Raw genomic sequence first — 12211 nt, 5'->3', positions numbered from 1 at the left:
TATCCTTACAATTCGTATGTTGTTAAAAGCCACATAAAAAAGGATAATATCTGTATTATTATTTTATAGCTGAATCTAATGACTGAATACTTTTTACTACTCGTCAGTACCGTGCTCGTCAATAATTTTGTGCTCGTTAAGTTCTTAGGACTATGCCCTTTTATGGGTGTGTCTAGCAAAATAGAAACGGCATTAGGAATGGCGATGGCAACAACGTTTGTGTTGACCCTTGCCTCCATGACTAGCTATTTAATCAATAGTTATATTTTGCAGCCTTTAGAACTAGAGTTTCTTCGTACCATTGCTTTTATATTAGTAATTGCTGTTGTTGTTCAATTTACTGAAATGGTTGTACATAAAACAAGTCCTAAGCTATACCGTTTACTTGGCATCTTTTTACCCTTAATTACCACTAATTGCGCAGTACTAGGGGTTGCGTTACTTAATGTAAACGCAGAGCATAACTTCACTCAATCTATTGTTTATGGTTTTGGTGCGGCGGCTGGCTTTTCATTAGTATTAATATTATTCGCTGCAATGCGTGAGCGCTTAGCGGCCGCTGATGTCCCAAGTCCTTTTAAAGGCTCGGCCATTGCAATGATTACGGCAGGATTAATGTCGTTAGCGTTTTTAGGCTTTGCTGGCTTGGTGTCGTTCTAATGAATATTCTTATATTTTCCCTTGTTGCCTTAGTTGTTTTAGCAATCATTTTTGGTGCTCTACTAGGCTACGCTTCAGAACGATTCAAAGTTGAAGCAGATCCATTAGTCGACCAACTTAACGATTTACTGCCACAAACTCAATGCGGCCAATGCGGTTACCCTGGCTGTAAACCATATGCTGAAGCGATCGCAAATGGTGATGAAATAAATAAATGCCCTCCAGGTGGCGAAGCTACGATAAAAAACATAGCCGAATTAATGGGCGTCGATCCAAAACCGCTTGATGAAGCACATGGTGAAGAAGATGTTAAAAAAGTCGCTTATATTCGAGAAGATGAATGTATCGGCTGTACTAAATGTATTCAAGCCTGCCCTGTTGATGCAATTGTTGGCGCATCAAAAGTTATGCATACCGTAATAGTCGACGAGTGCACTGGCTGTGACTTATGTGTCGAGCCTTGTCCCGTAGACTGTATTGATATGGTGCCTGTTCAGTCACCGTTGACTCATTGGAAGTGGAATGATCCATTAATTCCAATCAAAAACGTAGAATGATTTTCAACCCATTTTTAGACGCCAAAGGTTAGATTTTGCAATCAGAATTAAGTTTGTTAGAACAAATTAAACTTCAGAAAATCTGGACATTTCCCGGTGGAATTCATCCGCCTGAACAAAAAGAACTGTCTAACCAAACGCCAATTATAAACTTGCCGTTAAGTAAAAAGTATTATGTACCGGTAAAACAGCACATAGGCTCTGTTGACGACGTTATTGTTACCGTCGGCGAACAAGTTTTAGCAAACCAGCCTTTAACCGCCGCAAATTTAACGATGACGGTACCGGTCCACGCTCCGGTAGCAGGAAGAGTCATCGCAATAGCACCGCATGTATCTGCCCATCCATCAGCAAAACCAGAGCTTTCGGTTATTATAGAAGCCGATGAATTACAACAATCGGTAGAGCCACAAAAAATAGATAACTGGCAAACAGTAGAAAAATTTGAGCTTGTTGAGCAGATTAAAAGAATGGGCATCAGTGGCATGGGTGGTGCCGGATTTCCAACTCATATCAAAATGCACCCGACTCAAGATATAGATGTGCTTATTCTAAACGGTGTGGAATGTGAGCCATATATAACCGCTGACGATACGCTAATGAAGCAATATAGTGCCGAAATTATCGAAGGTGCTTTAATTCTTCAACATGTTTTGCAAAGTAAAGTTTGTATTGTCGCTATCGAAGACAACAAACCTGACGCTGTTGATGCTATGAAAAAAGCAGCCAAAGAATTTGAAAATATTGAAATACGAGTTGTACCAACAAAATACCCTTCTGGTGGCGAAAAACAATTAATACAACTGTTAACTGGCATGCAAGTACCTAGTGGCAAGATACCCGCTGACTTAGGTATCGTTATGCAAAACGTTGGAACTGCATTCGCGGTAAAGGAAGCGATAATAGATGGCCTCCCACTAACTCAGCGAGTTGTTACTATTACTGGCGAAACGCTTAACAAACCTCAAAATGTTTGGGCCAAACTTGGCACTCCCGTACAAGATCTATTAACGTTTGCTGACTTTAAAGCAGAAAAACAGCAACGCATCATTATGGGTGGCCCTATGATGGGGTTTGCCATACTTGATACCAGTATGCCTGTGGTAAAAACGACAAACTGTATTCTAGCGCCATCAGCTAAAAAGTTGCCACCACAAGGCGACGAGCAAGCATGTATTCGTTGCGGCTTGTGCGCTGATGCTTGTCCAGCTGAACTTCTACCTCAGCAGCTTCAGTGGTTTGCGAAAGCCAAAGATCATGACAAACTCTCAGAATATAATCTCTTTGATTGTATTGAGTGCGGCGCTTGTGCTTATGTTTGCCCAAGTCAAATCCCGTTAGTTCAGTATTATCGAACCAGCAAAGCTGAAATTAGAGAAGCAGAACAAGAAAAAATCAAGTCTGAGAAAGCACGAATTCGATTTGAACAACGCCAGGAACGTTTGGAGCGTGAGAAGCAAGAGCGACTCGAAAAACATAAGGCATCTGCAGAAAAACGCGCCAAAGCTCTAGAAAAAGACACAAGTGCGAAAGATAAAATTGCAGCCGCGCTGGCAAGAGCAAAAGCGAAAAAACAAAGCCAAAATGACTCCACCGCAAACGTATCGGATTCAGAAGCTAAAGTTGTGCCTAATGCCAATAAAGACAAGGTAGCGGAAGCCATCGCTCGCGCGAAAGCCAAAAAAGCAGCAAAACAAATAGCAGAAAAACAGGACGATGAAGACTCTGCACTAGTAGAGACTCCAGAGGCAACACAAACAGCTAAACAAGAGAAAGCTAATCACCGTGACAATGAGCAGCTGACTGAAGAGCAAAAGCGTAAAGCAAAAGTTGCGGCCGCGATTGCGAGAGCTAAACAGAAAAAACAAGAAAGTGTCGCCTCTGATCCCAAGACAGTAGCAGCTACTGACACTGTTAGTTCAGAAGCTGAAAGTTCAGAGACTAAAACTAAAGCGACAGAATCAAGTGATATTCTGCAAGAAGCCCAACCAGAGGCACTAACACCTGAACAAATACGAAAGCAAAAAGTTGCAGCTGCTATAGCCAAAGCTAAAGCAAAAAAATCGAAAAGTGATACCTAATGACTATATTTTCTAGCATGTTTAAAAGCTCACCACACGGTGCCATGGGAATGACAACAAACCAGGTCATGCGAATGGTGAGTTATGCCACGATTCCTGGGTTTATCGCTCAATTATATTTTTATGGTTGGGGCTCACTTGTTCAACTTGTACTGTGTATTGTGGTAGCCGTACTTAGTGAAGCTATTGTTTTAAGCCTACGAGAAAAAAGAATTCGTCGTACACTATCCGATGGTTCAGCGGTATTAACAGGCGTGTTACTAGCACTTAGTATTCCGCCTTTAGCACCTTGGTGGATAAGTGTGATTGGTGTCGCCTTCGCTATTATCATTGTAAAACAACTATATGGCGGATTAGGCTTTAACCTTTTCAACCCTGCGATGGCGGGCTATGTTGTACTGCTTATCTCTTTTCCTGTTGCTATGACGAGTTGGCAACCTATTCAGCCACTGTTACTGCACTCATTGTCTCTTGCTGATACTGCTTGGGTCATCTTTACCGGTTTTAGTTTTGAAGGTTATAACCTTCAGCAACTTAGCATGTTGGCAGATGGCACCACAATGGCTACTCCACTTGATCAATTTAAAACATCATTGGCACAGCAACAAACCGTATCTGAGGTGTTAGCATTACCAATTTATGGTGAATATGGAGGAGTCGGATCACAGTGGGTAAACGCCGCATATTTACTAGGTGGGTTATTACTGCTTAAACAAGGCATTATTCGTTGGCATATTCCACTTTCCATTCTCATTACGCTGTTTTTGCTATCTTTTATTTCATCTGCCGTTGGCGCAGACAGCACCTACCCGCCTGTACAACAGTTGTTTACTGGCGCAACAATGCTGGGAGCATTTTTTATTGCAACGGATCCTGTTTCGGCTTCTACCACTGCTAAAGGCCGGCTTGTTTTTGGTGCCATAATAGGCGCGCTTATATTTATTATTCGTCAATGGGGTGGATATCCGGATGGCGTGGCCTTTGCTGTTTTACTTGCAAATATGTGTGTTCCGTTGATTGACCATTACACGCAACCGACGGTTTACGGCCATAAGAGGTAAATAACATGACAGAAAATAATATTGCTCTTATAAAAAGTAAAAAAAACGCATTGCTTCTCACTGCTTTTGCAGCTGTTTGTACATTATTTGTTGCGGTTACCCACATCATTACCGCGCCAGTTATAGAAGAGCAAAAGCAACAAGATATTCTACGAAAGCTAACCCAAGTTTTGAACCAAGACAAATTTGATAATAACCCTTTAGAAAACTGTACATCAATCAACGACGCGAGTATTACTGGGATAAATAAGCCGTCCAAGGTCTACCGAGCTACATTAAATGACGAGCCGTACGCTCTTATATTTCAAACCCAAACAAAACAAGGTTACAACGGCCGTATTGAAGTGATGGTCGCTATAAATGCCACCGGCGAAGTACAAGGCGTCCGCTCCATAGCTCACCAAGAGACTCCTGGGCTTGGCGATAAAATTGAACTAGAAAAATCAAATTGGGTGCTCGACTTCAACGGTAAAACCGTAAAAAGTGAATCTGATTCAAAATGGTTCGTGAAAAAAGATGGCGGTCAGTTTGATCAATTTACTGGTGCGACAATTACCCCTAGGGCAATCGTCAATCAGTTACGTCAAAGCATATTCAATACATCACAACAATTTGATGATATTTTTTCGTTGCCAAATGAGTGCGTATCCATTGAGGTGAAAAACTAATATGACAAGTGAATGGAAAGAAATCGTTCGTAATGGTCTCTGGACAAACAACCCAGCACTGGTTCAGCTTCTAGGCTTATGCCCTTTATTAGCCGTCACGAATACGTTCATCAATGCGCTTGGCCTTGGCATAGCAACGTTACTCGTCTTAGTCGTTTCAAACTTAACTATTTCCCTTGTTAAGCAGTGGGTTACCAAGGAAATACGAATTCCAGTCTTCATCATGATCATTGCGTCATTTGTTACCATCATTCAATTATTAATGAATGCCTACACCTTTGGCCTTTATGTGTCGTTAGGTATTTTCATCCCATTAATTGTAACCAACTGCGCCATTATTGGTCGAGCAGAAGCCTTTGCTTCAAAAAATGGGCCTGTAGAATCGTCATTAGACGGTTTAATGATGGGACTAGGTTTCACTGCTATTCTTCTGTTTCTTGGCGGAGCTCGCGAGATTTTGGGACAAGGTACGTTATTTGATGGCGCTCATCTTCTATTTGGTGAATGGGCCAAAGGTATGACAGTACAAATATTCGAATTTGAACAGCAATTTTTATTAGCTATTTTGCCGCCAGGAGCGTTTATTGGGATGGGCTTAATTATTGCGATAAAGAATGTTATTGATGCGAAACAAGCTGCAAATCAAAAATCAAAAGAAACCAAAAAAGTAGAGCGTGCTCGAGTCACAACGGTAAGCAACTAAAAGGCAACAAGGTTTGGGAAAATGAATAAAGAAAAACGTCATCAAATTTTAACGCGTCTTCGAGATGAAAACCCCAACCCAACAACCGAATTAGAATTTACTACGCCGTTTGAGTTGCTTATAGCGGTTTTACTCAGTGCGCAAGCCACCGACGTTAGTGTTAACAAGGCAACGCGTAAACTCTATCCTGTCGCCAATACACCTCAAGCTATTCTTGATTTAGGCGTTGATGGATTAAAAGAATATATAAAAACAATTGGGCTGTTTAATTCAAAAGCCGAAAACACCATCAAGACCTGTCAGATGTTAGTCGACTTGCATGACTCGCAAGTACCAGAGGACCGTGCAGCCCTTGAAGCCCTTCCAGGCGTTGGAAGGAAAACCGCTAATGTCGTATTAAATACTGCGTTTGGTTGGCTAAAAGATAATGAAGGTAGATACTTTTTAGCAGTAGATACTCACATCCAACGCCTTGCAAACCGCACTGGTTATGCCAAAGGCAAAACGGTCGAACAAACAGAACAAGCAATAATAAAGAACACGCCTAACAAAACAGAATTTATGTTTAATTTACACCATTGGTTTATTCTTCACGGCCGATATATCTGTACAGCAAGAAAACCCAAGTGTGGTGCTTGTATTATTGAGGACTTGTGTGAGTTTAAAGATAAAGTTGAATAGCATTAATGTACAGCGACAATCTTTTTATAAATAACGCTATTCGGATCCCAAGAGCACTGCTTAAAGTCCCACATCGTCAAATATTAGTAGCTTTTGTGAATCGTAAATCAAGTCGCTCATGCCCACTCGAACATATCAAGCATTGGCATGAGTGCGATAATTAAGGCAAGTCTATTAATTATTCACCCATGGTTTTAGGGGTAATTTAATTTGTGATGATAGATACCATTTCAAATTCAGGGGTTCGCCGGCCTCTGAAATATGCTCATAATTGACGGGTCTTCCTGTTCCCAAGTTTACTTGGGCCTGTTCATTTTTGTTCACATTCAATACAAGTACGATTTTACTGCCTTTTTTGATGAGCTTAGAAGTAAAACGTGCGTTAACGATTGGAACACGACGTTTTGTGTTGGGGACTAATAATAGTCTTTCACTCATATCATCTGCATAGCTAGCTCGGCTACGATAGTTATTTAGATGAAACACCTGCCCATTTGCTGTCACTTCGTAATAGTTAAAGCCAATATCTACGTCTTTTTTATTGATTGCAATATCGAAAAATCCTGTGATAGCCCCGGTTAGTTCCATATCCTGCACAAACGCTGACGTTTCGATTTGAATGCCACCTTGTTTGTTAATACTCTCTTGAATCACTGGCCACGGAGCAAGATTGCGCTGCTCTTTTCTATCGGTCATATCAATGGTTTGCTCAATATATTTCTCCGGCTGTAGTGACGCCTCTCGACCTAGTAAATAATTTTGCTTTTCGTTTGGTTTAGCCTGCTGAATATAAAAACTTAATGTTTGTTGATTCAGATTTTGTAGCGAGTCTGCAAAACGCCACTGATTTGCGCCCATGACCTGATAGTTAACTTTATCTTGCACCAATTTGGGCTTCGGTTTGCCATATAAAACATGATCAAACCATTCGAAAACTACTTCTTCGGTATCTTTCTCGAGTGCGACCGGATCAAGTTCATAGTTACTGTGGTGAGAGCGAGGTTTGTTTTGTGCAGACCAGTGGTTGTAGGGACCAATTAACAATGAATGATTAGCATTCGAATTGTACTTGTAGTGCTCATGCAGGTAGTTGAGCGCTGATATCTGACCACCTTCGAAATACCCTGTGATACTCAGTACTGGAATATTAATGCGCTGGTAATCTTTTTGATGAGGAACCATATTTTGGTAAAATACATCATCTTCTGGGTGTGCTAACCACTTTTGTAGCCAGGGGCTAGGTTTATTGGCTATTTTATCAATATCTACAATTGGACGACCACTTGTATATAGCTCATTAACGATCTTATCTGTGCGTTGCCAATCATTATAAATACTGTTGTCGACTGTTTTATTGTTTGTAACATACAAAGGCCATTCAAAATTGCCAGTCAACGCAATATTATTTTCATAAGGTAAACCTGTTATTAGGTTTGCAGCAACATAAGGAGCCATAGCTTTTAGTCCTTTTGGCATATGCTTAGCGGTGGCCCATTGGGTAAAGCCATTATAACTGCCACCGTACATAACAACGCTACCGTTGCTCCACACTTGCTTGGTGATCCAATTGATAAGCGCGAAAGCATCTTCACCTTCAAATTCCCAAGGAACAATATGGTTGCTACTTGAACGTTTACCCCGTGAGTTGGCAACGATGCCAATGTATCCGTGTGCAGCGGCATGCATGGCGGTTTTAATGTGCGCGGCTTCGTCAGCATAAATAGTAAATTGCAAGGCCGTACTGTTAGGTTTTACTTGATCTCGGCTTCGCACAATTGTGGTTGATAGCTCAATACCATTATTTAGTTTTACCAACACATCGGGCTGTATGATAAAGCGGCGTTTTTGTTCAGAGCTCATCACCTTATTGGCAACTGGAATGATGGCCTCTAGTACATGATACAAATGGGTATTGACGGCAATATTCACCATATCATTTTGCGAGAGTGATGGCTTATTATGTAGTTGCTTGTATATATTAAAAACGTAATCTTTAGCGCCAGATACAGACCAGCCGAGTGCCAATGACATCTGCACAAACTCTTCGTCATTAAAATTTTCAAATTGACTTGTCATTAAGGAATAAGCTTTGTCAGAAAAGGTCTGTTTTGACACACCTTTTTCACCCAGAGCTAATCGTGTTTGGAGAAATAATTGGTAATGAGAGAACTCAATTGTATTCTTTTGTTGAGTGATGTTGCTATTAATGGCGGTAAGATCGCCTCGCAATGACAGCAGCGCAATTTTATTGAACATACTTTGTTGGGCGATATCATCATTGCTAAGACTTGCTGCAAATGACCTTAAATCACGTTTAAGATTTTCAGATAATAGTATCTTTTCTACCCCTTCCCCTTGGCTCAAATCAGTCGCTCCTATAACTGCTGGCATTGGGTATTCAGCACTGTTAGCCGCGTAGATATTTGCTAGAAAAGTTAGTAAGATAACGGTCGAATAGATCGCCTTCGACATTAAACTTATTTTTTTCATTTTCGTTTTCTTCTCTTCAGATTGCTTAGATAGTGGCGCCACTGTATTGGTATGTATGATTAAAGTCCTGACAAAGAGATGAATAGTTGTGAATTTTTATGACAGCTTTAATTTTAAAGGCCTGCGTAGCAAAAAAACTGGATTGATATGCGCTGGAAAATAAAAAGTTTTGAGTTTTGTGAGCAACAACAAACCTTAATAAATCAGCAATACAAGGTTCGCATGGAGCCTATGATAAGTGATTTGCTAGGATATTTTTGTCGCCATCAAAATCAAATTATCAGTAAGGAGCAATTACTGGATGATGTGTGGCACGGTCGTTATGTCAGTGACAATACCGTCAGCAAACTTATTACTAAACTGAGGAAAGTCCTACAGGATGACGCTCGAAATCCTATATTTATTGTCACAGTCCCTAAAAGAGGCTATCGATTTGTCGCAGAAGCCGAACAAGTTAAAGAAACAAAAGTATCAGTAGCCGATAAAAAAGTCTCTTCACCCAAACAATCACGACATCAGCCTTATCTCTTTTTCATTCCATTTTGCGTTATTGTCTTTCTTGTCTGGTTTGCATTGCAAAATAAAACAGTGCCTAGCGCAATAGTGTCTGCCAAAGCCGTCACATCAAATAAGGGAAGTGAATATTTCCCGAGCTTTGCAGCTGACGGTGTTCGCCTTTCCTATATGAACCATGATGGTGAAAAATTCAGGCTATATGTAAAGAACATATATTCCGGTGAGCAAATTGAAATTGATCACGGAAAAGACATGGGTGTTGGTCCTGGTAGTTGGAATAAGGCCGGAACCAAATTAGTCTATTTAGTCGGCTCTCAAAATAGTTGCCAGTATTTTATTCGCGAGTTTAATGGTTTAGAGATGTCAGCGCCATCACTAATCTATACCTGTAACGCAGGCAGCGTTGGTGCAATTAAATTTACTCATGATGACAATCTACTTATTTTCTCTGAAGCGCCAGAACAAGGAAAGGCATACTCCTTATATTCACTTGAGCTTGATTCTGGAAAAACCCAATGGCTTCCTCAACCTGATATTTATCTGGGAGGAAACTCCCAATTTGACCTGCATCCTACAGAAAACAAACTGCTTATCTCGTCACCCGATAAACAGCAATGGGAAGGCTTCTATCAGCTAAATTTAGAAACACGGCAACTTAGCCTGTTGTTTAAACTCAATGCCTATATTTGTTGTGGTATTTGGTCTCATGATGGTGAACATGTTGTCTTAATGGGTGAACACCCAGCTCGAGACATTGTTCAATATACACTTGATGGCAGTGATAGCAGGGTTGTATTTACTGGCTCACAAAATCTGCATAGGCCTGAGCGTCATAGTAATGGCCATGACTATGTTTTTACCGCGTTTAAGAATGATTTAGATGTTGAAGAGTACAACATGACAAACAACACATCGAAGTCGATTTTAAATGATACCTTTGATGAAAGACTTGCCGTATTGTCTCCTAATACAGAGCGAATCGCCTATATAAGTTTAACGTCGGGTAATGAAGAACTGTGGCTATTTGATCGCAATACAAGCAAAAAGAAGAAAATCACCCAGTTCAAGGATGGTCGACATTATGTAGATTTAACTTGGTCACCTGATCAGTTAAAAGTAGCAGCACTTACTTTGAACTCCATTCATCTCATAGATTTGAAATCGGGTGAGGCAAGATTATTACAACTACCCGAAAAGGAGTTTCGAGGTATATCTTTTAAATCACCTAACGTAGTTGCCTTTAGCATGAAACTAGATTCGAGTTGGCAAGTTGTTGAATATAATATAGATGACAATGCAATGACGCGCCTCAACCCCAAATGGCAAAGTGTTCAGTATGACGTAGTATCAGATGACTGGTTATGGGTTGATCAAGACGGGCATTGGTATCAGGGGGAAAATGCCAACCACTTAAACATGCCTAAACAGCACCTACCCGTTTTTTATGGTAGACAATTTAATGTTAAGAAAAGTGGTGAATATATTGCGCTTTACAATTGGCAATTAGGTAAAGTTGAGATCTATAAAAATCAAACTACAAAGCCGCTTATCACTTTAGACAGCCAAATAGGCCATTTCTCGATGAAAGGAAACATAGTGTTAACCAGTCAAAGATCATCAAAAGTAAATGACAGTGACATTTATCAAACCTACAGTGTACCCCTTCATTAAGCAGGACAGATAAGTATAATCTGTTAAATAATATTGCATGATAGATACACCTGCATAGCCCGCAAGCCCCGATGTGGCTCATGTATTATTGAAGATTTGTGTGAGTATAAAGATAAAACAGAGTGAATAGTCGCTTCGTGTAAAACTAAGCGACAAAGTGTGGATAAATAATAAAATTCAATATTACGACTCTTTAGGAAAAAAAACTTCCTCTATTCTTTTTCCAAAAGTCTCAGCAATTGAAAAGGCAAGGGTTAACGAAGGATCATGCTTACCTGTTTCGATAGCGTTAACCGCTTGTCGCGATACTTCTAACCGTTCAGCTAGAGCTGCTTGAGACCATCCATTTTCTGCACGGAGCACCTTTAACCTATTCTTCATAGGCATCACCTTTCAACTGGATGAATTGTGCTATGCCAAAGAACACCGCAATGACAGGCAACATAAACGCTGGATTAACGCTTGGTACATCAACCATTTCAGCGAGTAAACCGTAAGCCATAGCTATACAACCAACTACTCCCACAGCCCAAAGCAAACTCTCTCCCATTACCCTTTGAATATATTCGTCAAACAACCGATATTGATTCACCACTAAACGTAATAAAAAAATGATAGGAACCACGGGTGACATAGCGAGAAATCCTTTGCTATATGTAGAAAAATCATTGATTTCATTTATCACCACAGATACCCCAAGAACACCTAAAAACATTGCTATATACAAAAGAAATTTCACTATGAATTTCTTTTCATTTTTCTCTAATACATTACTCATATTAATTCCCCGTTTAACTTTAAATTAAAATCAACTTGATTTTCAAATTTCATGACCAGACTACATTATGTCATGTTTACCTTACATCTACTTATTAGCAGTGTCAAGACAGCCTTACATTTTGTCAGGTTGTCTTGTTACAGGAGATCGCAACCTGTCTTAGTTACTTTTGTGTTGATTTAGAGTTTTTAAGAGTAAAGATGTGGTTGCTGTAGAACAAAAGCTACTGCACTGCTCATTTGCCTGCCATGGCCTCTCAGTATAAGTTTGTCCCTATACAAAAAAGTCGTGCCCAAAGAATTTAAACTCGATGTGCACCACTGCTTAATTATTCATGGCCGCTAT

Annotated in this window: 11 protein-coding genes and 1 pseudogene; 9 read left to right on the top strand and 3 right to left on the bottom strand. The window is 40.2% G+C overall.

Annotation, left to right across the window (positions count from 1 at the left end; genetic code table 11):
• The first annotated feature begins 78 nt into the window (after nt 1-78).
• From rsxA to nth, 7 genes are read left to right on the top strand one after another with little or no spacing between them, the layout of a single operon-like run.
• A complete protein-coding gene (gene rsxA / locus J9318_RS05625; protein WP_210562080.1) occupies nt 79-660 on the top strand; it encodes an electron transport complex subunit RsxA in 582 nt (193 codons plus the stop codon).
• Entirely contained in the window at nt 660-1217 is a 558-nt protein-coding gene (gene rsxB, locus J9318_RS05620; protein ID WP_210562079.1) for an electron transport complex subunit RsxB, read from the top strand. Before rsxA ends, rsxB begins: the two co-directional genes overlap by 1 nt.
• A gap of 35 nt (nt 1218-1252) precedes the next feature.
• Entirely contained in the window at nt 1253-3298 is a 2046-nt protein-coding gene (rsxC, locus tag J9318_RS05615) for an electron transport complex subunit RsxC (RefSeq protein WP_244731934.1), read from the top strand.
• Entirely contained in the window at nt 3298-4359 is a 1062-nt protein-coding gene (gene rsxD, locus J9318_RS05610) for an electron transport complex subunit RsxD (RefSeq protein WP_210562078.1), read from the top strand. The genes rsxC and rsxD overlap by 1 nt, the downstream gene beginning before the upstream one ends.
• 5 nt (nt 4360-4364) lie before the next feature.
• Nucleotides 4365-5027 (top strand): electron transport complex subunit RsxG, encoded by a 663-nt coding sequence (rsxG, locus tag J9318_RS05605; protein ID WP_210562077.1) that lies wholly within the window; start codon nt 4365-4367, stop codon nt 5025-5027.
• Nucleotide 5028: 1 nt separating this feature from the next.
• The gene (locus J9318_RS05600) at nt 5029-5730 is read left to right on the top strand and encodes an electron transport complex subunit E (RefSeq protein WP_210562076.1); all 702 of its coding nucleotides are present in this window, start codon (nt 5029-5031) and stop codon (nt 5728-5730) included.
• Nucleotides 5731-5751: 21 nt separating this feature from the next.
• Nucleotides 5752-6411 (top strand): endonuclease III, encoded by a 660-nt coding sequence (gene nth / locus J9318_RS05595; RefSeq protein ID WP_210562075.1) that lies wholly within the window; start codon nt 5752-5754, stop codon nt 6409-6411.
• Nucleotides 6412-6585: 174 nt separating this feature from the next.
• Here nth and J9318_RS05590 read toward each other — a convergent pair whose 3' ends face one another.
• A complete protein-coding gene (locus tag J9318_RS05590) occupies nt 6586-8901 on the bottom strand; it encodes a CocE/NonD family hydrolase (RefSeq protein ID WP_210562074.1) in 2316 nt (771 codons plus the stop codon).
• A 147-nt stretch (nt 8902-9048) separates the two neighbouring features.
• Here J9318_RS05590 and J9318_RS05585 point away from each other — a divergent pair, with 147 nt between their 5' ends.
• Both J9318_RS05585 and J9318_RS05580 read left to right on the top strand, forming a co-directional pair.
• The gene (locus tag J9318_RS05585; protein ID WP_210562073.1) at nt 9049-11088 is read left to right on the top strand and encodes a winged helix-turn-helix domain-containing protein; all 2040 of its coding nucleotides are present in this window, start codon (nt 9049-9051) and stop codon (nt 11086-11088) included.
• 27 nt (nt 11089-11115) lie between these two features.
• Nucleotides 11116-11214, top strand: a pseudogene (locus J9318_RS05580) (endonuclease III); the annotation flags it as partial.
• 57 nt (nt 11215-11271) lie between these two features.
• Here the strand turns inward: J9318_RS05580 and J9318_RS05575 are convergent.
• Nucleotides 11272-11469: a helix-turn-helix transcriptional regulator gene (locus J9318_RS05575; protein WP_210562072.1), complete on the bottom strand. Its 198-nt coding sequence runs from the start codon at nt 11467-11469 to the stop codon at nt 11272-11274.
• Entirely contained in the window at nt 11459-11866 is a 408-nt protein-coding gene (locus tag J9318_RS05570) for a hypothetical protein (protein ID WP_210562071.1), read from the bottom strand. The genes J9318_RS05575 and J9318_RS05570 overlap by 11 nt, the downstream gene beginning before the upstream one ends.
• Nucleotides 11867-12211: the final 345 nt, after the last annotated feature.

Origin of the sequence: Psychrosphaera aestuarii (assembly GCF_017948405.1) — a bacterium.
GTDB lineage: Bacteria > Pseudomonadota > Gammaproteobacteria > Enterobacterales > Alteromonadaceae > Psychrosphaera > Psychrosphaera aestuarii.
Note: the sequence above shows the minus strand (reverse complement) of the source record. Positions and strands in the feature narration are given on the sequence as shown.